We start from the raw sequence: 21915 nt of genomic DNA, 5'->3' as shown, positions 1-21915 counted from the left end.
CGTCGCGGTGAATGCCATGATATGTCTCTCAGGACATGTCATTGCGGTCAGAATTCCCACTGCAGCCCGAAGGCCGGCAGGACGGGGAAGCCGCGGATGTAGTCGCGGGCGGCGAAGTCCGGCGAATAGGCGATCTCCTCGGCGTTCTTGCGGTTCCAGGCGTTGAGCACCTCCAAGAAGACGTCGAGGTGGGTCCTGGCGATGGCGAAGCGCTTGCCGATCCGCAGGTCGAGCTGGACGAAGGCGGGGATCCGCGTCGAATTGTGGGCGCCGAACACCGGCTGGAAGCGGTCGAAGGTCGAATCGTGGTAGGCGCCGACGACGGGGGTGCGCGGGAAGCCGGTGGCGTAGCGGAACCGGCCGCTGATCTCGAAGCCGCGCGGCAAGGCGTAGGCGAGCACGGCGGTGAGGATGTGGGTCTGGTCGTAGTCGGACAGGCGCACCGGCGCGTCGGGGCCGTTCTGCCGCTCGGAGCGCATGAGGGTGTAGGCGACCCAGCCGAACAGGCCCTTGTACATCTCCTGCCGCAACAACAATTGGGCGCCGTAGGAGCGGCCGCTGCCGATCGGCGCCAGGGCCTGGCCGGGCAGCGGCGAGTCGACCGGGCTGCGCATCGCCAGGCGACCCGACCGGGTGAAGAAGCCGGTGACGTCGAGCGAGAGGGTCCTGGTGAATTGGACCGCGGCGCCGACGACGGTGTGCAGGGCGCGCGAGGTCGGCAGGCGCGGGTTGCCGAACACGGCCGAGAGATCTTCGACCGCGGGCATCTGGCGGTAGAGGCCGGCGGCGCCGCGCAATTGCACGCGCCAGTGCGGCTCGCCGACGACGGCGAAGCGCGGCTCGACGGCGAAGTCCTGCTCGAACAGGCCGACGGCCGGGGCGCCGCTGGCGGGCGGGTTGCGGCGGCTGACGCTGCGGGCGTATGGATCGACGCGCAGGCCGGGGAGGACGCGCAGCTTGCCTGACCAAAAGGACAGCTCGGCCTGGGCGTAGGGCGCGAGCCCGATCGTGGTGGTCTGCCAGTCGTCGCCGCCGATCTGGTCGGGCGGCGGCTGGCCGAACACGCGGATGTCGCCCTCGCGCGCGGGCAGGCCGAGCGAGCCGCGGCGCGCGAGCGAGGTGACGTTGACCTCGGCGTCGAGGCCGACGTCGAAGTGAAGCCAGCGGGCGGCGCGGATCCGCCGATTCGCCCGCACGCCGACCAGCCAGCTCGACGAGGCGAGCGAGGTGGCGACGTCGCCGTAGCTGCTGACCTGGCGGGCGCGGGTGTAGCCGACGAAGGGGGTGACGGTGAGGCTGCCGCCGTCGTCGTCGTCGCGGGTCCAGCGGGCGTAGACGCGGCCGAAGTCGAGGCGCCGCTGGTCGAGGACGGCGAGCGCCGGGTCGGCGCTGGGGATCCCGCGTGAGAACCGGTCGCCGCTGGCGAGGCCGACGATCTCGATGCGGTCGCGCGCCGAAGGTTTGATGGAGAGGCGCAGCTGGCCGTCGCCGTAGCGGGGGATCGGCAAGAAGGCGCGGGCCGACGGGTCGAGCAGCCGGTCGGCCCACAGCTTCAAATAGGAGGCGCGGGCGGCGAGGGCGAGGCGGACGCGCTCGCGCTTGTCGAGGGCGACGGAGACGACGGCCGAGGCGTCGAGGGTGTCGGCGGCGAGGCGGCCGCGCACGCGCTTGCCGTCGGGCGTGCGCGTGCCGACCGAGACCATGCCGCCGAGGCCGCGGCCGAACGCGGCGCCGTAACCTCCGGGCACCAGTTCGATGCTGTCGACCAGCATCGGGTGAATCACCGAGCGCAGGCCGCCCTCGTGGTAGAGGCGCGGGATCGGCACGCCGTCGACGTAGACGCGGGTGTCCTGCGGCGCGGCGCCCCACACGATCAATTGGCCCGAGCCCGCGGCGCTGCGGGCCACGCCGGGCAGGCTCTCGACCACGCGCAGGACGTCGCCGGAGGTGCCGGGGACCTTGCCGGCCTCCTCGGCGCGCACGGCGGTCGACACGACCTCGCGCCGCAACGGCGGGGCGACGACGACGATCTCGAGGTCGTCGCCGCTCGGCGCCTCGGGCTCGGGGTCGACCAGCGAGACCTCGTAGGCGAGGTCGTGCTCCTTGCCCGACTCGAGCTCCTCAGTGATCTCGAGCGCGGGCAGGCGCTCCCCGGCGAGGGTGACGGAGGCTGTCCCCGGGGGCAGGTCGGTGAACGCGAAGCGACCGGCGGCGTCGGTGACCGCGACCGCGGGCGCGGCCAGGCCGGGGGCGCTGACGGTGACGGTGACGCCCGCGACCGGGACCCCGGTGCCGCGGCGCTTGACCACGCCGTGGAAGGCGGCGGTGGTCGGGGCGGCGGACGCGAGCTCGAACTCGTAGCGGTACGCGATCTTGATCGCCGACGGCTTGCCGTCGATCTCGGCCGGGCTGAACCTGAACTTGCGGGCAGCCGCGACGGCGGCGGCGTCGAACGCCGGGCCGGCCGACTCGGTGACCTCGGCGCTCTCGACCGCGCCGGTCTCGTCGATGTGGAGGCGCAACACCACCGCGGCCTGGCGCCCGGCGGCCCGCTCGCTCTCGGGGTAGGTGGCCGGCACGAACTCGACCAGCTCGGGCGCGCGGGTCAGCTGCGGCGCCGGCGGGCCGTAGGCGCGGGCCGCGGCGCCGGCCGGGGCGAGCGCGACCAGGGCCGCGAGCAGCGCGAGGCCGGCTGATTTAAAATACATGTTCGAAAGGACAGCCATGCGCTCGCGGTCACAGCGTGAACTTGATCGAGATGGTGAGCGTGGTCGCGACCGGCTTGCCGCAGCGGGTCGCGGGCTCGAACCGGGCGGCCCTGGCGGCGACCTTGGCGGCGTCGTCGAGGTCGGGGTGGAGCGAGGCGAGCACGGTGACGCCGGTGACGCTGCCGTCGGCGGCGATCGCCAGTTGCACGCGGACCTTGCCCTCGATCCCGGCCGCCCGCGCGGCCTCGGTGTACTGCGGCTGCGGCAGCTCGAGCGGCTTCGGCTTGACCTCGGGCTCGGCGCACTCGTCGGCCCCGGCCTTCTTCGGCCTGGCGTCGAGCGAGCGGGTCCGGGTCTCGACCTTCTCGCGCTTGCCGCCGCCGCTGCCGCCGGGGTCGCCCTGCGGGACGGACAGACCGCCGGGGCCGCCGCCGTTCGACAGCTGCACGCCGAAGTCGGGCACGTCGGGCGCGGCCGGCGGGGCCGGGGGCGCGGGCTCGGGCGCGGGCCTGGGCTCGGCCTTCCTGGCCTTCGGGGCAGGTGGTGCGGGCGGCGGCGGGACCGCGGGCGCGGGCTCGGGCGGGGCCTCGGCGGCCGGCTCGGGCGGCGGCGGCTCGGGCTCGGGCGGTTTGGGCGGCTCGGGCGGCGGCTCGGGCGGGACCTCGGTGACCTTGATGACGATCGGCGGGGGCGGCGGGGGCTCGGGCCTGTCGACGTTGCGCACGCCCAGCCACAGCGCGCCGTGGAACAGCGCGCTGATGACGTAGACCGCGCGGGCCGGCAGGCGTCGCCGCTCGCTCATCGCGTCTTGCGCTCCACGTTGACGGCGAAGCTGGTGATGCCCTCGACGCGGGCGAGGTCGAGGACGTGGACGACGGCGCCGTGGTCGGCCCGCTCGTCGGCGCTGACGACCAGGGTCATGCCCTTGTCCTCGGCGTAGAGGCCGCGCAGGCGGGCGCTCAGCTCGGCCTCGCTGACCGGCTGCTTGTTGAGGTAGAGCGCGTGCGAATCGGTGATGGTGACGGCGGCGACCGTGGCGGTCTCGCCGTCGCTGGTCGCCGTCTTGGGCAGCTCGACCTTGAGCGTCTGCGACACGATGTAGGTCGCCGAGACCATCATGATCACGAGCAGCACCAGCATCACGTCGACCAGCGGCGTGACGTTGATGGCGGCGATCGGCGCGCGGCGGCGGCCGCCGGTGTCTGTCGTTCCGGCCATGTCCCTACGTTCCTCCGCTGCGGATCGGCTCCAGCGCGCGGCGGGCCGCGCGATCGGGCAGGCGCGCCAGGTTGTCGGGGTCGTGGGCCCCGGCCTCGGCGTGGGCCTCGGCCAGCTTGAGCCAGGCCGACAGCAGGCGCGCCAGCGACAGCACGCTGTTCTCGAGCTCGCCGGCCTTCTTCTGGGCGACGTTGAAGCCGATGACCGCGGGGATGGCGACGAAGATGCCGACGGCGGTGGCGACGAGGGCCTCGGAGATGCCGCTCATCACGTTGCCCATGGCGGCCTGGTCGCCGGTGCCGAGGTAGGAGAAGGCCTCGATGATGCCGAGCACGGTGCCGAACAGGCCGACGAACGGGGCGTTGTTGCCGATCGTGCCGAGCAGGACGGTGCCGCGGTCGAGGCCGGCGCGCTCGGAGGCGAGGCCGCTCTCGACGGCGTCGAGGAAGGCCGCGGCGCCGCCGTCCCGGAACAGCATGGCCTGGCGCAGGACCTCGGCCTCGACGGTCTTGCTGCCGGCCAGGGCGGCGTCGATGCGGGCATCGTCGCGGGCGGCGATGGCGGCGAGCAGGTCGCGGCGCAGCTTGTCGCCGCCGGCGCGGTTCTTGCGGAAGAACAGCCAGCGCTCGACCATCGCCGCGATCGACAGCACCGACAGCGCGAACAGCAAGTAGAGCACCCAGGTCGCGCCGAGCAGGGCGATCTTGATCAGTTCATCGACGACGTTCATAAGGCACGGTCCTCACGGTTGCTTGCTGGCCATCACGTAGAGCGGGGTTTGGCCGCCTCCCGTGGCCTGGAGGTCGACCAGCGCGCCGCCGGTGCGCGCGTCCTCGACGAGGGCGAAGGTGCCGTCGTCGCGCTCGACCCGGCGGTACACCGCGGCCGAGAACAGGGTGCCGGGTGCCCCGCAGGCGTCGAACAAGTCCGCGTAGATCAGATAGGTGCCGCGCGCCGGCGGCTCCTGGAACACCACCGATTCGCCGTTGCGGCCGTCGATCGCGCAGCCGGCGTTGCTGTCGCGCGAGAGCCGGCCGGTGGTGGGATCCTCGACGACGCCGGCCGGGACCTCGGTCTCGACCTTCTCGCCCGAGGTCGGCGTGGCGTGGGCGATCTTCTTGCCGCTCGGGGTCTCGACCACGAGGTCGAGGTCGACGTCCTGGTCCCACGCGAGCGTGATCACCAGCGCGGGCGGCGGGATGGTGGCGTCGCAGGCGTTGAGGTTGTCGGGCAGGCCGTCGTCGCGGATGCACACGTCGGCCTCGAAGGCGGGGCCGCGCCGGCCGGCCTCGTCGATCGCGGCCAGCAGCAGCTTGTGGACGCCGGGCGGGGCGCCGCCGCCGATGTCGTGGCGGAGCTGGAAGTCGCGCTCGCCGGGGAACATCGGGTTTTTGTCCTGGACCGGGCGCACCCACCAGCCGCTGCCGAGGCCGTCGAAGCGGACGGCGATCGCGTGGGCGTCTTCGGTGGTGCGGCCGGACAGCAGGCGATCGCGCTGACCGACGGTGAGGATGCCCGAGGAGGTGTCGAGCGAGGTGACCTTCGGGCCAGCTTCGACGAGCGGCGGCTCGTCGTCGAGCAGCTCGCCGTCGGGCACGCGGATCGGCTCGAACAGGCCGATCTGCTGCTCGACCTCGCCGGTGCAGGCGGCCGCGAGAACCAAGGCGAGCAGCGCTGCGCGCATTGTTTAAAACTCCCCCTGCAGGCGGACGATGAACTGGTCGTTCTTGAGGTCGGCCGGGACGCCGCGGCTGTCGCGGCCGAGCGCGTCGAGGACGGCGTCGTACTGGAACACCAGGCGGCCGCGCACGCCGGGGATCCAGTTCGGCGGCAGGAGGGCGCCGGCGATCGGGGAGATCGTGTGAATGGCGGCGGCCCTGGGCACGAACTCGCCGCGGCGGCGGTCGAGCAGGTCGGTGTTGGGGTCGTAATAATCGTAGCGCGCGCCGACCACGGCCCGGCCGAACAGCTCCTGGATCACGGCGACGTAGCCGTGGAGCTCGCGCAGGTCGGCGCCGACGACGACCGGGTCGGCGACGATGAGGTCGCGGTCGAGGTTGCTGGCGATCGTGCCCTCGGCGAGGATCTGCGTCCAGCCGGCCTTCGAGCGCAGGCCGACCTGGAAGTCGGCGCCGACGGCCCAGCGGCGGAAGTTGACCGACGGCGTGGCGGCCTGGCCGGGCACCGCGACCAGTTCGCCGGTGTCGATCGCGCCGTTCTCGTTGAGGTCGCTCCACTCGAGGCGGTTCTTGGTCGCCTCGCTGCCGCGGTGGAAACCTGTCCCGTAGAGCAGGCTGACGCCGCCGCTGACGGCGTGCTCGCCGGGGCGGGCGGCGAAGCCGAAGCGGCCGAGGTAGTCGGGGGCGCGGGTCGGGTCGGTGGTGTTGCGGGCGCCGGCGCGATCGTCGAGCGGGGCGCCGTTCATGACCGCGAGGTCGTAGCGGAACGCCGCGACGCCGCCGCGCACGCGCACGCCGACGTCGACGGGGCCGGGGAAGAACGCGAGCGAGCCGAGCGAGCGCTCCATGAACATCATCTCGCGCTGGCCGAGGCGCAGCTCGTGGCCGAACGGGGCCTCGGTGAGGCCGGCGGTGACCATCCAGTAGGGCGGCCGGGCGGCGTCGGGGTTGCGCCAGACGAAGCTGGCGTTGGCCTGGCGGACGCCGACGAACGGGCCGCGGGTGGTGCTGCCGTCGAGCTCGAAGTCGAAGGCGACCCATTTCCAGTCGCCGCTGACGCGCAGGCGGCCGCGGCGGACCATGAAGCGGTTCTGGTTGAGCGTCGCGCCGCCTTGCTGGATCTGGTCCTCCGACAGCTGGCTCCACTGGTATTGCGATTGGATGTAGCCCGACACGCGCACGCCCCACTGCGACACGCCGGCGCCGGGGCCGAAGCCGACGTGGGTCGGCGCGATCTCGGCGCGGCCGACGTCGCCGACGCGCACGAACGGGGTGCGCTGTTTGGCCTGGTGCTGCTCGGCCTTCTCGGCGGCGCGCGCTTTCTCGACCGTCTCGAGGCGAGTCTGCACGGCCGCGAGTTGCTCGCGCAGGAGGGCGATCTCGGGGTCGGGCTGCGCGGGGGCGGAGGGTTGCGATTCGACCCCGGGCGCGTCGACCGGCACGGCGTCGACGTCGGGCGGGGCGGGCGAGGTCGTCGATGCGGGTGGCTTATTCGCAGCCGTCGGCGGTGAAGAAATCGCGGGCGAGGTCTTGTTCGCAGTCGTCGGCGTCGTCGGAGCCGTCGAGGTCGTCGGCGTCGTCGGCCTGGGCGGCTGGGTCGCTGGAGAAGAGGTCGGCGCGGGCGCGTCGTCGTCGTCCTCGATCTCGATCGAGACCGAGGGCGCGGCGCTGGCGACGTGCGGGAGCGCCAGGACCAGCGCGCCGAGCCACGACAGGGGGCGGGGGTGAGGGGCGGTCACGGCAGCGGCGGCAGCGTCCCGTCCTCTTCGAGCAGCGGGAGGCGGTCCTTCGTGTTGGGGAAGGGCTCACAGGTCGCGTCGGTGCACGCGTTGAGGTGCTGCTTGTGGGTGGTGGGCGTGCAGCTCCAGCAGCCCTCGGGGGTCTCGCACTCGGCAGGGTCGCCGGTGGTGCCGGTGGTCGGGTCGGGCGGGTCGTCGGTGGTGGCGCCCTGAGTGGTCGAGGTCCCGGTCGGGTCGTCGGGGGTGGTGGTGCCGGGCTCGGTCGCGGTGGCGTTGCCGGTCGGCGTGGCGGAGGTCGCGGGGTCGTCGGTGTCGTCGCCGGGCGGCTCGACCTGCTCCGAAGAGCAGGCGCCGACGAGGCCGACGGCGAGCGCGAGGGCGCGGGCGGCGACGCGGGCGCGGACGGTGGGATGAGCGATGGGCATGGGACTCCTGGAGGCTTCGTGGGTGGCGCGAGGGACAGGTCGCAAGGGTCAGATCACCTCGCAGTACCCGTGGCGGCAGACGGGGGCGTCGGCGCCGCAGTCCCCGTCGCCGGCGCACGCCTGGCAGTCGGTCCCGCCGGCCGCCCGCGCCTCGAAGTAGCAGCCGCACGGCGCGTCGGGCTGGAAGCTGTAGAGGGGCCCGATCTCCTCGTCGCGCCACACCTGCATGGCGCACTGCGGGATGGTGCCGTTGTCGATGATGATGTCGAGCAGGGGCAGGCCGTCCGGCAGCGGCTCGGCGCCGGTGAAGAAGCCGACGAGGCGCCGGGTCTCGGGGTCGATGATCTCGCCGTCGCCGTCGACCGGGACGTAGAAGTTGTACGGGCTCCACAGGTCGTAGTGACCGTCGCGGACGTTGCGCTTGTCGAAGGCGGTCGCGGTCGAGTCGGGCCAGTAGGCGCAGCTCTGGTCGTAGGCCTGGTAGGCGAGCGTGTGGACGGTGTCGCGGTTGAGGTCGGCGACCTCGGTGCTGACGAAGCCGAGCGCGTTCTCGGGGTTCAGCGACTGGCCGACGCTCGAGATCATGGCCTGGTTCGTGCCGACGTCGATGCCCTTGAACTTGGTCGGCGGGATGCCGGCCCCGAGGGCGATGGCGATCAGGGCGGCCGAGGTGGCGTTGCGGCTGTACAGCTCGGCGTCGACGGTCCACGGGGCGACCTGGCCGAGCGCGGCGCCGAAGCCGTAGACGAAGTAGACCGCGGCGGCGCTGATGTTGGTCTGGCTCGAGTCGTTGGAGGCGATGAGGCTCCACGAGGTGATCGGGCCCGGGAACTCGGCGATGCCGTCGGGGATGGCGTCGACGCCCTCGCACAGGGTGCCCTTGACGCCGAGCATGCCGAAGTCCGGGTCGGCGCCGGTCAGCGGCAGGTCGCAGGTCTGCTCGGTGCCCTCGGCGTCCCAGTAGTTGGCGGTGCCGGTGATCTTGGTGCCGTCGACGAAGTAGGTGATGCCGAAGCAGGCGCCCGGGCTCTGGTAGACGAGGTCGATCGGGGCGTCGATGGCGTGCAGGGCCGCCGCGACCTTGGCCAGCAGCGGCTTGCTGGCGCTGCCGCCGATGCCGATGACGGGGTTCGGGAGATCCGCGCAGGGGGCGGCCAGGACCCCGCGGGGCGCGAGGGTCAGGCCGAGTGCGGCCGCCAGCGGGACGTACAAGGCGAGGCGAAGGGACATATTTGGTGGAGGAATCCATTAAAAAAGAAGGTGTGCAAGTTAAACTGAAACGACGGATCTGCGGCGCCATGGCGGATTTTTGCCGGCGAACAGCCGGAGGACGACGTGTCGTCAACGTCTCCCTCGACGGAGGATTCTTTCAAGGTGTCTGTGCGTTAATTTTAATGAAGGAGCGAAAACGCGCGAGAGGGCCGGAGCGAGGATGCCCGGAGAGACAGGTCTCGAGAGATAGGGTGATTGCGTCGGGTGTTCGCCGCCGGCGCGCCGAATGCAGTGAGCGCGCCGGACAATGGCGTGACGGTTCCGTCGGGTGAATCGACGGTACCGCCATACGCGGCGATCACCGGGTGACGAGCCGTCGGGAGGCCGCCTACACGCGGGCGTGATGGGATCACGCGGGGGCGGGCGCCGACGATGCGCATTCGCCGTCGGCGGCGAGCCCCGAGCCGCGCCCCCCGCAGGTCCGTCGGCGCGCCGAGGGCGAGAATCGGCGCAACACAGTGAATGCTGCGTGCCGACGGATTCACATAAGGAGCACGGTGTTCGCTCGCTCGGGGCCGTCCCGACGGCGCGGGCGATGGTTGCAGGCGACGGGCGCCCGTCTGCTCGACTCCTCTTCACACCCTGCGAACCTCGTCCTGTCGCCTCGCCCGACCCGTTCGGGGACGGCGGAGCATGCCTTGAACTGCTGCGTTCGGCTCAGGTGCGGTCGATGATGGCCGTCGTGTCGGCGTCCGGCGGGGTCGGGCCGGCGTCCCAAACCCCGAAGGCCGGCGCCTCGGGTCGCCCCAACGTTGTTGGCGAGAGCGAGTGACGGTTCGCCGGCATTCCGGGGAATAGGGGGTGCATGTCGAACCTTCAGAGAACTCGTGACCGCGCGCCGGCGCTCGCAGCGGACATGTTCCTCGCGAAGACGGCCCGGTTGAAACAAGCGACGGGGCTCGCCGAGTATCGAAGTTCGCCCACCGGCTCGTACGTGGTCTCGACCTCGTTCGTGGTCTGGTGCGCCGATCCTCGGTTCTACGGCGTGACCATCTGGGGTCGCCCGGGGGAGGCGGAGATCCGGCGGCTCTGCCAGTTCCTCGACGTGGAGGTGCGTCCGGAGGCCCTGCCGCACGCCTCGCTCGTCGATCTGCGCCGGCTCCACAGCGTCGATCCGCTGGCATTCGCGGCGTTCGCCGCCCACCTGCAAGCGCGCGCGCCGCTCTACCGCGAGCTCGTGACGTGCCAGGCGCGGGTCCGCCCGAACGGCCTCCCCGGCGCGATCGTGGCCGGCTTCGACAAGGTCGTCCGCCCCGCACACCCGGTCGCGGTCCTCGAGTCCCCCGGCGAGGCGCTCGCGTGGCTCGGCCGCAGCGATCGGTCGGACCTGATCGAGGAGCTCGAAGAGATCGTGGCCTCGGCCATGGGCGAGCTGAAGTACGTGCAGCGCCTGCGGCGGGTGCTGGTCCCGCCGCTGTCCGAGGTGACGCTGGAGAGCGCGGCGCGGCAGCTCGGACTGTCGACGCGAACGCTGCAGCGCCGGCTTCGAGACGAGGGGACGAGCTTTCAGGCGGAGCACGCCGCGGCGCAGGTGCGCGCGGCGCAGGCGCTGCTGCGGGACCCCGCGCTGACGCTGACGACGATCGCCCTCGAGGTGGGGGCAAGCTCGCTCGCCAACTTCAGCACGATGTTCCGGCGGCACACGGGCGAGGCGCCGAGCGAGTGGCGGAGGCGCGTGCGCGGAGCCCTGGGCGCGGGCCCGAGAGCGGCGCCGGCGGGCGCGATCGAGGCGGGTGCCGGCTCGATGGGAGGGGTCGGCAGGATCGAGGACCGCGCCGGCGGACGAGGCGCATGACCCACGACGCGGGGCGCTCGCTCATCGTGTGCCCGGACGTTCCTCGAACCACGAAGGAGCCGCTCGATCTTCGAGCTCGCAGCGCAAAGCGCCCCGCGCCGGGGTCGACCCGGCCACGGAGCGCTCGCCGCTCGGCTCGTAGCGAGCCTCAAACCTGCTGGTCGGTCTAGACGCCGCCGCTCCAGGGCACGTCGCACTTGATGCATTGCGTCAGGACCGAGCACGGGCCCGGCGTGATCTCGGGGTCCAGACACTGGATATTGGCTCTTTCGCACTGGCCCGTCGTGGGGGTCCACTGCTCGCAGGTCGCCAACGTGGGTCGGCTGGCGTCGACCAGGTCCTCGTCGGCCTCGAGGGAGGGGCGGCTTTCGCCGTCCTCGTCGTCGCTCTCGGCCGCCTCGGCCGCGACGAGGTTGTCGACGTCCTCGTCGTCGAGCTGGGCCTGCAGGGCCTCGACGTCGCTGTCGTCGGGCGAATCGCAGCCGGTGAAGGACGCGGCCGAGAGCATCAGGGCAAGGGCAGGAAGCATGGTTTTCATAAGTGAACGCTCCTCGCTCACGTCGATCCCGGGGGTCGCGTGAGCGCTGGTCGATGATTCCCCGTCGCGGCGAACGTAGCAGGCGTCTCACCGCGCCGACTTCTCGGATCCCGCCAATCGCTTCTCCGATCCCGCCATCGGCCCCCCTCGAGCTTCGACGGGGCGAGGTGCGAGGAGGGTTTCGCCGCCGCTCTGGCGGCGCAGAACGACGAATACATCGTTCCGACAGAATCGTATAAGGAGCGCTGCGAGCGCTCGCTCGGGGCCGTCCCGACGGCGCTGGCGCTGGTTTGCAGGCAACGGGCCGCGGCCGTGCTTGACTCCTATACGTATTCTGCGAATCTCGCCTTGTCGCCTCGCCCGAATCGTTCGGGGATGGCGGCGCATGCTGGAACTACTGGAGACTTGGAGGTGCCTATGCGTTTGGCTCAAGTGTGGTCGATGATGGCGGTCGTGTTGGCGTTCGGCGGGGTCGGTCTGGCGTCCCAGACGGCGTCGGCGCTCTGTTGCAGCGCGCCGATCTGCCAGCGGGAGGAGCCGCCGCCGCCGCTGTCGTGCTGGAACTGCGACCCCGAGTGCGTCGAGGAGGAGCAGATGTCGGTGATCCCCGAGCTGGTGTACGACGAGGTCGAGGGGCTCTGCTACGAGACCGACGGCGCGGAGGCGGTGCCCTGCGCGGGCGCCGATGCCGACGAGCGCTAGCCGCGTCGGTGAACCGATGGCGCGCGCGCGGCTGCGCCGGCCGTGTGCGCGCCGAGGCGCGACAATCGTGGCACGCGGGCGGCGCCTGAATCGTCGCACGTGGTCCGGCCGCGGTGAATCGGCGCGTCCGCGAGCGGTGCCCGCAGCGCCGCCGACAAGCTCGCCGTCCGCGTGCGCGGCGGACGGCGGGCGCCCGAGACTTGGCTTACTCCGGCGAATCCGCGGGTTCGTCGGAGCCTTTCGCCATTGGGTCGGCGTCCGAGCGCTCGGTGCGAATCATCGGACCGTCGGCGTCGAGCTGCGGGGGCAGGTCGCGGCGCGGAGGCCCAGGAAGAGGCGTACGGGCAGCCGTTGCTGGCGGCCTGTCCGGCCCGCGGGTCGTGGACGGCCGCGCTCGAGCTGTTGCGGGCGATGCCGCAGGACCTGAACGGCGGGCCGCAGCGCGGGCTGGCGATGTTGCTGAAGGCGACCGATCGCGACGGGTTTTCATAATGGTAAAGAAATATGAATGCCAATCATGGCACGGCGCGCTGCGCGGTGCGGTGATTCGCGGGCGAGCCGGGCGTCGCGGCCGGCTTCGTGTGCCCGATTCCGGGTCGCGGGTGATACGGGGTATGTCGTCATCCTCGGCGCATCGCCCGGAAGGAATGGATGCGCGTCACGGTGTCGACGCTCCGGGCGCTCCTGCGGAGCACCGGAGGGGTACCGGGACAAGGCGGATACGGCCCGGATTTCCCGGCCCGGGGCAGGGGCGGCCGCGTGGCCGTGGCGACGGGCTTGCCTGCGGAGGGCGGCTGTGCGAGCACAGCACGCCACGGAGCCGACGCGATGGGCAGTGATGTCTCGACGAAAATCATCATCTATAGCTCGGTCGACGGCCGGGTCCGCCTGACGACCAAGCAGGGGGTTACGTTCGACGCGCGGCTGCTCCGCTGGGAGTACGGCCCGAAGCGCGTGGCGGTGATCCAGCCGATCGGGTTCGCGGTGAGCTTCGGCGAGTTCGTGCCCGAGGTGCTGCGCGTGGCCATGAATCAGCTCGTCGAGGCCGGACGGGTCGAGGAGCCCGCGGCCGCGCCGGACGTCGAGAAGCTGCGCAAGGCGGTCGAGTGGCCGATCGAGCTCGCGCCGAAGACGACGGCGGCGGCGGTGAAGCGGGCCGAGGCGGCGCTGGCGGCGGCCGCGACGGGCGACGAGGCGAGAGCCGCGGTGCAGGCGGCGATCGAGGCCGGGGCCACGAAGGGGCTGGCCGTCGCGGTCCAGCGGCTGGGCGGCGAGGCCCGCAAGGAGCTCGCGCTCGCGGCGACGGAGGCCGGCGCGGGCGAGGTGCTGGCGGCGCTGCTCCCCGGCGCGGAGGTCGACCGGGACTGGCTGCTCGTGCGCGCGGCGGCGAAGGGCAAGCTGCACAGCGTGGCGACGCTGCTGACCGCCGGGGCGAACGTCCATGCCGCGGCGGCGCTCGAGCCGGGCGCGCAGTACTCGGCGGGCGAGGTGCGCTCGGTGCTTCATCACGCCGTGGCGCACGGGCACCGCAGCGTGGTCCGCCGGCTGCTCGCGGCCGGGGCGCGCGTGACGGACAGCGCCGCGCTGACCTGGGCGGTCGTCGGCGCGCCCGACGAGGTCACCTTCGAGCTGCTGATCGCGGCGGGGCTGGACGTGAATGCGCGCGACCGTCACGGCGATCCGCTGCTCCTGGCGCTCGGCCGCGACCGGCAGCACGCGATGCTCGCAGCGGCCATCGCGGCGGGGGCCGACGTGAACGCAAGCTACCCGGACGGGTCCACGTTGCTGCTGCACGCGATCGCGCTGGCGATGCAGAAGGACAACTCGACGTCCTTCATCCAGGACCTCTTGCGCGCGGGGGCCGACGCGAACGCGGGGCGTCTGAACGGGCGCAATCCCCTGGCGCTCGCGCGCGTGGTGCCCCACGATCCGGGGGCGAACCGCGGGGAGCGCTGGATCGCCGGGTGGCTCGAGGAGGCCGGCGCCGTCGCGGTCGAGGACGCCGACGCCGTCGCCGTCGCGCCGGAGAAGCCGCCGGAGAAGCCGGCGTGGCAGGCGCGGATCGACCAGACGCTGGCGCGCACGGGCCACTACGAGGTGGCGGGGATCCGCTTCACGCCGCAGCCGGGCGGGGTCCGGGCCGAGATGACGCAGGTGCGCGGGCCGGCGTGGGGCGGGCTCGGCAGCGACACGATCGCGGTCGTCCGCGCGAAGCTCGAGCACCTGGTCGGCCCGCCGCACGACCGCGGGGACGAGTACAAGTCGACGTTCGAGTACTGGTTCGCGGGCACGGTCGACGGCACGAGCCTGGCGCTGCGCGTGTGCGACTGGAAGGCGCACGAAGTCGCGGTGACGCTCGAGGTGCACCCCGACGCGGCGCTTCGCGAGCGCGTCGCGGCCGGGTTCCGCGAGCTGCTCACGATCTCACCGCTGGCGCCGTTCCGCGACCGCTTTCGCTATGACGACGAGGCCGGCCGCGTGTACCGCAGCGACGGGCGCACGGCCCTCGCCGAGCTGGCGAAGTCGCGGTGAGCGGCCCGGCACGGGCAACGCCGGTGAACGGTCGCAGCGTCGGCCGGGAGCCGCGGGATGTTCGTCGTGAGCGCTGATGCGAGCGACGCGCGGTGCGAGACGGCGACGCCGAGGTGAGGGCGCCTCGACCCGCTGGAGGCGCTGCGCGGCGGCTCCCGACGTGCACGCTGTGCTGCGCCCAGCGCTCTCACTGAGGTCGATGGGAGGGCGCTTGGGGCATGCGTGCCGGGTCGTGCGGTCGACGGATACCGCGCGTCACTTCGGCCGCTCGAGGGCCGCGAGTTCGGCCTCGATCTCCTCGTACGATCGCCGGTCGGTGTGCGAGAGATCGACCTCGATCGTGGGATCGTCGGGGAACTCCTCGTCGGTCAAGAAGCTGCGGTCGGCGACGTCCTCGCCGGTCGCCCATTGCCGGTGCTCGACGCAGTCGCCGCCGCGCTTGTGGTGGTGATGGCCGTCGACCGAATCGGTGGCCCACACGCCGTGGCCGCAGTCGTGCCCGAGCTTGTGGTGGTGGTGCCCCGCCGCGTCCGAGGTGGCCCACCAGCCGTGATTGCAGTTGCGGCCTCGCTTGTGGTGATGATGTCCCATGCTGCCTCCGACCCGCTAGCGTTGCGCAGGCCTTCGGCGCCGCACCTCGTCCCACCCGGTGGTCGTGACCGCGGTTACGGTCGAGGCGAGGAAATGCGCAGGCGGGCGCGGCGACCTGGTCGGTGCGACGATCGCTGCGAGCGTGGGCGTCAGCCGGGCAGCGGGGCGGGCACGCCGCCGGCGACGCGCTGTTCGAGCGGCGCGCTCGCGGTCTCCGCGGCCCAGCGGCGCGGGACGGTGAGCGTGAAGGTGGTGCCGACGCCGAGGGCGCTGTCGACGGTGATGGTGCCGCCGAGGAGCAGGACGATCTCGCGCGTGAGGGTGAGGCCGAGGCCGGTGCCGCCGGCGCGGCGCGTCGGCGAGTCGTCGACCTGCACGAAGGGCATGTAGACCCGCTCGAGGTCGTCCTCGGCGATGCCGATGCCGGTGTCGCGGACCTTGAACTCGAGGCGCGCCTCGCCGTCCTCGACGCGCTCGCGCACGGTGAGCTCGACGGCGCCGCGCTCGGTGAACTTGCAGGCGTTGCTGAGCAGGTTGAGCAGGGCCTGGCGCAGGCGCACCTCGTCGGTGAAGACGGTGCCCGAGGCGGAGCCGGTGAGGGTGAAGGTGTTGCGCTGGGCCGCGGCGAGCGGGGCGACGAGGCCGTGCAGGCGGGCGAGGAATTCGCCGAGGTCGAACCAGTCGGCCCGCACCTCGAGCTTGCCGACCTCGACCCTGGAGAGGTCGAGGATGTCGCTGATGATGGCGAGCAAATGATGACCGGCGCCGCGGATCTTGCCGAGGTCGGCGCGCACGGCCGGGTCGTCGGCGTCCTCCTGCAGCAGCTCGGAGAAGCCGATGATCGCGTTGAGCGGGGTGCGGAGCTCGTGCGACATGTTGGCCAGGAAGACGCTCTTGGCGCTGTTGGCCAGCTCGGCGCGCTCGCGGGCGGTCTTGAGGTCCTCGACGGCGCGGGCCTGGCGGCGGAACAGATCGCGGCTGCGGGTGGCGTCGATGAAGGCGGCGATCGCCGTCGTCACCAGCAAGGCGTCGAGGAGCATCAGCTTGCCGAAGTTGTGATACGGCCCCGCAGGGCTCGGCGGCACGAACACCAGCATGAGGGTGGTGAGCCCGAGGTTGAGGCCGAGGATCCACCAGATCAGCCGCGGCCGCAGGGCGAGGCCGGAGATGATCACGCCCAATGCCATGAACCAGATGCCGTCGTTCAGCTCGCGGAAGCGGAACAGGATGGCGACGGCGACGCTGGTGCTGAGGTTGGCGCTGACGAGGATGCCCGCGAGGTCGACCCACCCGCGCCGCGCCAGGACGGCGCCCAGCGCGTAGTTGGCGATCACCGAGGCGAGCACGACGAGGCTCATCGGCAGATCGCCGGCGGGGTCGGCGAGGACGATGGGTATGATCAAAAGGGCGGTGATCGCCGCGAAGGTGATGCACAGGGCGATGAACGAGCGCGCCCGACGCACCACGTCGTGATTTTGGCTGTGGACGGCGAAGATCCCCCGCAGCAGCGGCGATGATCCTGTGGAGGACGGGTCAGGCATGCCCGGACCCCCAGCGTGCCATGGAGCCTCGCGAGATGTCACGGACAACTGTCCGCGAGAGATGATGCAAATCGTAGGAGCCGCCGTCGAGACCGGTGGATGGATGGCAGGGGAGGTAAGCGGGCCGCGGTGCGTCGCCGACGCGCACGCACGACGCTCGCTTCGCCGCGGCGAATCGTCGGCCCGCGTCCGCAGAAGGCGATGAATCGTGGGTGGGCGGATGCGCGCGGGATTGCGGCGATCGGCCGCGCAATGGCACGAGCGCGATTCGCCGGTGCCACAAAAATAGCCTTTGGGACATGTCGATGCAATCGTCGGCGGCGGCTCTGGGCCCGCGCCGGCTCGACAGCCGTGGGCCCGTGGTGTCCGCCGCGCCGGCCGACTGACTGCCCCGCCCCTGCAGTTTATGAGCTGCAGCGCCGGCGTCCCCTGCTGCCGGGCCTACCTGGGTGCCGGCCCGCAGCCGGGGCGACGCAGGCGAGTTCCACGGCTGGCAGGTGTGGGCGCCCGGCGACCAGCTCTGGTGCGCCCCGCGGACCCTGCGAGGAGCAGGCCCCGGTCGCTCGAGCGAAGGCCGCTCCGGCGCGCTACCGTGGGCCGCGGCGCGCTCCCGCAAAGACGTGAAGCCACGGGCCCCCCAAGGTTGCGATCGGTGAGCATCAAGGGCACGACGGCGTCGGCCGTGGATATTGGTCCAGCGTGAATGACATCGAGGGAGGGGCGCTCTGGAGGTGGGCGCCCATGGGCGCCCATAGCAGCCCGAGGTAGAAGTCGGTGAGACGAAATCGCTCATGCGTATCTCGAGTGAGCGACGTGCTCTGGAAGTCGAGCTCCCGGTAGGGAGTGCCGCGAATGGCGGTCAAGAAGCGCTCCGAGCCACCGCAGAAGCGTGAGGACAGCCACGAGCACGGCAGAAAGCGCGGCCCGAAGGCCCTGGAGGGCCCTCGGTTTCCCGATTCCGTGGACCTTTCGCATGATCAAGCTCAGGTTGAATCCGGCGGCGTGGATGACCAGCCGCTTGAGGATATTGTCGTGACCGCGGACGTGGACCCTGCGCATTCCGCCGGAGTCGAGCATGTGCGCGAAGGGCCGTTCGACCAGCTCGCTGCGCTTCTTCTGCAGTTCCTTGCTCTTGCCTCGCTTCACGCGGCGGCGGTTCCGGTGCACCGCCTCACGCTCGGCCTGCTTGTCCTTCCACCGCCGGCGACCACGCGCGGGCTCCGGGATGTAGCTGCGTACGTCGACCTCCTCGAGGCTCGTGAGCACGTCGTTGCTGTGGTAGCCCTTGTCGGCGACGACCTCCTCGACGCGCTCGGCGATCTGCTCCCTGGCCTTCTCCGAGCCCTCTTGGCGCACCTCCGCGAGATTGGCGTCGGCGACCTCCAGCGTCTTCTCGATGGTCTTCGTGTCGCCCGCAGCGCCGCCGTGCACCGTCACGCCGACGATGGCGCCGGTCTCGAGGTCGACCGCCTGCTCGTGCTTGTGCGCGAGGTGGGTGCTGCCGTCCTTCATCTTCATGATCTGCGCCTCGGGATCGTGCGGGTGTACCCACTCGTCGTTCGAGCCCTTCTTCGGCCGCTTGCGGTCCAGCCGCGCCAGGTCCTCGCGCGTCGGTTCCTCGATCCCCTCGGCCTTCGCCAGGTCGGTCAAGTACTCCTTGTACGCGCGTCCGTCGTCGCGGCGCACGATCGATCGCAGCGCCGCGTTCGCCTCAAGTGTCGTTGCGTCGATCCCGAGCGTCTTGCCGCGCAACAGGCCATGCTCGGCGACCAGCTCCAGCACCCGCGTGAACACCCGCTCGTGCACGTCGGTGCTCAGCCGACGCCGCGTCCGCGAGATCGTCGAGTGATCCGGCGGCTGCTTCTCCAGGCCGAGCCCCAAAAACCGCCGCAGACTCAGCGAGTCGGCGACCCGCCAGGCGATGCCCCGCTCGCTGCCGATCCCCTCGAAGTAGCCGATCAGCAAGCAGCGGAAGTACACCCCCGGCGCGAGGCCCGGTCGTCCCATCACCTCGGCGTAGAACGGCTCGCACTGCTTCTCCGCGAAACGGTCGAAGCCGTGCTTCCGGAGCAGCTTGTCGAGCGCCTCGTAGAACGGGTGCCCGAGCCCCTGCAACTTGTCATACGTGATGAACAGCGTCGGCTGCTCCCCGTTGTCGTGCCCCATGGCCATGGCAAAGCCACTTTATCAGCTTTCATCGCAGAGCGCGATACCGCGCGCCGCTCCGCTGCTCGCGAGGTTCCTCGCGGCGTGGTTGCCGCGACTTTCACCACGGGCTGATAGGCGCCCGCCGTGGTCGCCGGAGCCAGTTTTTGCCGCTGAATCCCCCGATTGACTCCTGAATCCGGATGAGCGTCGCTTGCGAGGCAAGGAGGACTCCATGAAGAAAATCCTGACCATCGCCGCTCTGCTCACCGCGCTGACCGGGACCGCGTTCGCTGCGACCAACTACGATCTCACCATCGAGAAGCCCGCCGCGAAGGTGAACGTGAAGGCGGTCGCGGCGGTGAAGCTCACGGCCAAGGGCGTGTATCGCATCAACAGGGAGTTCCCGGCCAGGCTGTCGCTCACAGCGCCCGACGGCGTGACGCTGGACCGCACCAAGCTGATGGCCGCGGACGCCAAGATCACCGAGAAGGAGCTCAAGTTCGAGATCGGACTGACCGCCTCCACGGCCGGCAAGAAGACGATCACGGGTGAGCTCAGGGGCGCTGTGTGTAATGACGCAGATTGCATACCCTTTACCGAGAAGGTCAGCATCGAGGTCGGCGTCGCCGCCCAGTAGCGCGACGAGGTCCCAGCGTGCGGACCATCGCTCGGACCCGCGATCGAGCCGGCGAGGTCGTTCCGCGTCCCAGCCGTAGCGCGCCGCCGCCGAACGAGCTCGCCTGCCACGACATGTCGCCGGGAGCAGCAGCGCGGAACGTCCTCGCGCCGGCGGCTCGGGCCGCAGCGCGTGCCCACGGCCATCACGATCTTCCTCGCCCTCTTTCGACATTCGGCCTCCGAGGACCTCGTAGGCCCCCGGCGGCTCCTCGTCACGACGCAGATCGTCGGACACTTACGGCTCGGGGTGGCTGGGTTACACCGAGAAGCTCGCCTCGCTGTCGGGCCTGGCCGAGGTCACGAGCCTCGACGGGCTCCGGCTCGACGGCAACCTGGCGCTCGTCGTCTCTCGGGGCTCGGCGCGCTCGCGCAGGTCGCCGGTGACGTCGAGATCCTCGACAACGACCTGCTCGCCGACGTCTCGGGGCCTCGCCGCGCTCGCTGCCGTCGACGGCCGCCTCGTGGTGGTCGACAACGCGGCGCTCGAGCAGGCCGACGCCGAGGCGTGGGTCGCCCCGATCGCGGTCGGCGGAGCCGCGAGATCGGCGACCACAAGAACGGCGCGTCGCCGCACGATCCCTGACCGTGGCCCGAGGACGGCGAGTGCGACGAGGTCGGCGCCGGCCTGAACCTCTGCGTCGCCTACAGCGACGGCTTCGATGGCTGCCACGAGGCCTGCCGCTGACCTTTCGGGCATGTCGCGCGAGACATGCCCGAAAAGACGTTCGCGCTGCGTCGGCTGCGCTCGGGTCGCCGACGCGCGCGCGTCACTGGATGATCCGTCGCGGGGGCCGGTAGCCGGCCTTCGCGGCGGCGGTCTTGAGCGGCTTCGGCCGGCCGGTGGCGACCGGCTGCGCCTCCTGGAGGGCGAAGCTGAAGTCCGACGGCAAGGTGGTGCTGCCCGAGATCGTGGCGTACTGGTGGCAGTCGATGCACTTGCTGCGCTGGTCGTAGGTCTCGAGCACCGTGTTGGCGAGGTTCGAGTCGGGCGACGGGCTGTTGAACACCTGCGGCACGCCGACCGGCTGGCTCGATTGCTGCGGCGGGTTGGTGCTCCACTGCACGGCGACGACCTGGTAGTTGAGCCACACCGAATCGGGGTAGGCGGCGCGGATGGTCGACCAAGCGGTTTGGTTGACGGCCTGGGCGTCGCTGTCGAGCGGGGCCAGGCGGGTGACGCGGATCGGCGCCGGCGCCGGGCAGCCGTCGCCGATCCAGTACTGCGGCGGTTGGTTGGCGTCGCAGCCGACGGTGACGGTCGCCTGGTTTTTGTATTGACAGGCGGCGGGGACCTGGACGGTGCGCGGCTGACAGCTCGGGTCGTAGAAGTTCCAGACCTTCTGGGTCGTCGCGGCGTCGGCGGCGTCGGGGGCGTTGTCGACGTGCTCGAAGGTGGCCCACACCCAGGTCGGCTGGGCCTCGGTCTTGTGGATGATGTGCAGGCCGACGAGGGCGATCGTCAGCGCCTGGCACTTCTGCGTGGCCGGATCGACGACGACCGCCTGCGCCAGCTTGTAGCGGTTCCACTGGGCGTCGCTCGGGTTCGGGACCTCCACCCAGGCGGCCTTGAGCTCGAGGGCGCCGACCGCCGAGGGCTGGAAGGTGCCGATCGGCAGGGCCAGGGCGGTGCTCGGGTTCTTCTGATAATAGGCGGCCTGACCGTCGCGGTTGTAGAGCTGGTTCTGGACGATCGCGTCGTACTCGTCCTCGCTGACGCGGACCTCGTACCAGACGTTGTTGCCGCGGACGTCGCCGAGCCACGCCGGGGCGTTGCGCGGGGCGGCCTGCTGGCCGTCGCCGGACTCGAACTCGCTCGAGAATTTGGTCGAGGTGGTCAGCGGAACGACGGCGCGCGCGGCGGCGGCGGTCAGGCCGGCCTCGGCCAGGCACTCGGGGGTGATCGCCGGCGGGGTGCCCCACGGCGGCGGGGCGCTGCCGTCGGGCTGGAACAGCTGGTGGCTGCTCATGTAGCCCTGCCAGGCGACCGGGCCGGTGTCGCCCGGGTCGCCGAAGCCGGCGCCGCTGGCGACGGGCCAGTTGAGGGCGATGAACTCCTGCCAGCCGAAGCAGTTGGCGTCGCGGTCGTTGTTGTGCGGGTAGATGTCCGGCGGGACGGTGCCGTTCAACTGCAGCGGGACGGCGCACTGGTAGGCCGAGGCGCTCGCGCCGGCGGCGGTCGCCTTGGCGTCGGGCGCCTCGGCGGCGGGTGTCCCGGCGTCGGACGCCTTGGCGTCGGCCTGCTTCGGCGGCTGCTCGCGCGGCGCGGTGGCGGGTCCGGCGGGCTCCTGCCCGGCGCCGCAGGCGAGCGGGCCGAGCAGGGCGAGCAAGAATGGTCTCGAAGACATGGTC

18 protein-coding genes are annotated in these 21915 nt (G+C 71.6%); 5 read left to right on the top strand and 13 right to left on the bottom strand.

All coding sequences use genetic code 11. From position 1 onward, the window contains the following. Nucleotides 1–47 precede the first annotated feature (47 nt). The 8 genes from NAEX_RS09575 to NAEX_RS09530 are packed head-to-tail and all read right to left on the bottom strand — an operon-like array spanning nucleotide 48 to nucleotide 8999. On the bottom strand, nucleotides 48–2708 hold the full coding sequence (locus NAEX_RS09575; protein WP_170135594.1) for a TonB family protein: 2661 nt from the start codon (nucleotides 2706–2708) through the stop codon (nucleotides 48–50). A gap of 28 nt (nucleotides 2709–2736) precedes the next feature. Continuing rightward, nucleotides 2737–3510: an energy transducer TonB gene (locus tag NAEX_RS47550; RefSeq protein WP_143140959.1), complete on the bottom strand. Its 774-nt coding sequence runs from the start codon at nucleotides 3508–3510 to the stop codon at nucleotides 2737–2739. Then, nucleotides 3507–3926, bottom strand: a complete 420-nt coding sequence (locus tag NAEX_RS09560) for an ExbD/TolR family protein (RefSeq protein ID WP_096327199.1) — start codon at nucleotides 3924–3926, stop codon at nucleotides 3507–3509. Before NAEX_RS09560 ends, NAEX_RS47550 begins: the two co-directional genes overlap by 4 nt. 4 nt (nucleotides 3927–3930) lie before the next feature. Then, complete coding sequence (locus NAEX_RS09555; RefSeq protein ID WP_096327198.1) at nucleotides 3931–4656, bottom strand: MotA/TolQ/ExbB proton channel family protein; 726 nt, start codon at nucleotides 4654–4656, stop codon at nucleotides 3931–3933. Nucleotides 4657–4668: 12 nt separating this feature from the next. After that, nucleotides 4669–5610: a hypothetical protein gene (locus tag NAEX_RS09550; protein ID WP_096327197.1), complete on the bottom strand. Its 942-nt coding sequence runs from the start codon at nucleotides 5608–5610 to the stop codon at nucleotides 4669–4671. Between the two features lie 3 nt (nucleotides 5611–5613). Beyond that, entirely contained in the window at nucleotides 5614–7344 is a 1731-nt protein-coding gene (locus NAEX_RS09545) for a porin (protein WP_143140960.1), read from the bottom strand. Beyond that, on the bottom strand, nucleotides 7341–7769 hold the full coding sequence (locus tag NAEX_RS09535) for a hypothetical protein (protein ID WP_096327194.1): 429 nt from the start codon (nucleotides 7767–7769) through the stop codon (nucleotides 7341–7343). Before NAEX_RS09535 ends, NAEX_RS09545 begins: the two co-directional genes overlap by 4 nt. Nucleotides 7770–7817: 48 nt before the next feature. Beyond that, entirely contained in the window at nucleotides 7818–8999 is a 1182-nt protein-coding gene (locus NAEX_RS09530) for a hypothetical protein (RefSeq protein ID WP_143140961.1), read from the bottom strand. Between the two features lie 898 nt (nucleotides 9000–9897). Here NAEX_RS09530 and NAEX_RS09525 point away from each other — a divergent pair. After that, on the top strand, nucleotides 9898–10836 hold the full coding sequence (locus tag NAEX_RS09525) for a helix-turn-helix domain-containing protein (protein WP_170135593.1): 939 nt from the start codon (nucleotides 9898–9900) through the stop codon (nucleotides 10834–10836). A gap of 166 nt (nucleotides 10837–11002) precedes the next feature. Here the strand turns inward: NAEX_RS09525 and NAEX_RS09520 are convergent, their stop codons facing one another. Beyond that, nucleotides 11003–11365 (bottom strand): translocon-associated protein subunit alpha, encoded by a 363-nt coding sequence (locus tag NAEX_RS09520; protein ID WP_143140962.1) that lies wholly within the window; start codon nucleotides 11363–11365, stop codon nucleotides 11003–11005. 426 nt (nucleotides 11366–11791) lie between these two features. Here NAEX_RS09520 and NAEX_RS09515 point away from each other — a divergent pair, with 426 nt between their 5' ends. The 3 genes from NAEX_RS09515 (at nucleotide 11792) to NAEX_RS09510 (ending at nucleotide 14608) form a co-directional block, all read left to right on the top strand. After that, nucleotides 11792–12076 (top strand): hypothetical protein, encoded by a 285-nt coding sequence (locus tag NAEX_RS09515; RefSeq protein ID WP_143140963.1) that lies wholly within the window; start codon nucleotides 11792–11794, stop codon nucleotides 12074–12076. 351 nt (nucleotides 12077–12427) lie between these two features. Next, nucleotides 12428–12568 (top strand): hypothetical protein, encoded by a 141-nt coding sequence (locus tag NAEX_RS49905; RefSeq protein WP_170135592.1) that lies wholly within the window; start codon nucleotides 12428–12430, stop codon nucleotides 12566–12568. A gap of 336 nt (nucleotides 12569–12904) precedes the next feature. Continuing rightward, nucleotides 12905–14608, top strand: a complete 1704-nt coding sequence (locus tag NAEX_RS09510; protein WP_096327189.1) for an ankyrin repeat domain-containing protein — start codon at nucleotides 12905–12907, stop codon at nucleotides 14606–14608. Between the two features lie 255 nt (nucleotides 14609–14863). Here the strand turns inward: NAEX_RS09510 and NAEX_RS09505 are convergent, their stop codons facing one another. From NAEX_RS09505 to NAEX_RS09495, 3 genes are all read right to left on the bottom strand, one after another. Then, nucleotides 14864–15199 carry a hypothetical protein gene (locus NAEX_RS09505; RefSeq protein ID WP_096327188.1) on the bottom strand — a complete coding sequence of 112 codons (336 nt, stop codon included), beginning with the start codon at nucleotides 15197–15199 and terminating at the stop codon, nucleotides 14864–14866. A gap of 149 nt (nucleotides 15200–15348) precedes the next feature. Next, nucleotides 15349–16740, bottom strand: coding sequence for a sensor histidine kinase (locus NAEX_RS09500; RefSeq protein ID WP_096327187.1), 1392 nt, complete (start codon nucleotides 16738–16740; stop codon nucleotides 15349–15351). Between the two features lie 789 nt (nucleotides 16741–17529). After that, nucleotides 17530–18912, bottom strand: coding sequence for a transposase (locus tag NAEX_RS09495; RefSeq protein WP_096325674.1), 1383 nt, complete (start codon nucleotides 18910–18912; stop codon nucleotides 17530–17532). Between the two features lie 208 nt (nucleotides 18913–19120). On the opposite strand from NAEX_RS09495, the gene NAEX_RS09490 reads away from it, so the two are divergent. Next, nucleotides 19121–19525, top strand: a complete 405-nt coding sequence (locus tag NAEX_RS09490; RefSeq protein WP_096327186.1) for a hypothetical protein — start codon at nucleotides 19121–19123, stop codon at nucleotides 19523–19525. 808 nt (nucleotides 19526–20333) lie between these two features. Here NAEX_RS09490 and NAEX_RS09480 read toward each other — a convergent pair. Continuing rightward, complete coding sequence (locus NAEX_RS09480; protein ID WP_143141257.1) at nucleotides 20334–21911, bottom strand: cytochrome c family protein; 1578 nt, start codon at nucleotides 21909–21911, stop codon at nucleotides 20334–20336. Between the last annotated feature and the right edge of the window lie 4 nt (nucleotides 21912–21915).

It is taken from the genome of Nannocystis exedens (assembly GCF_002343915.1).
GTDB classification, from domain to species: Bacteria; Myxococcota_A; Polyangia; order Nannocystales; family Nannocystaceae; genus Nannocystis; species Nannocystis exedens.
The sequence above is the reverse complement of the archived record's forward strand: the minus strand, read 5'-3'. Positions and strand labels throughout refer to the sequence as shown.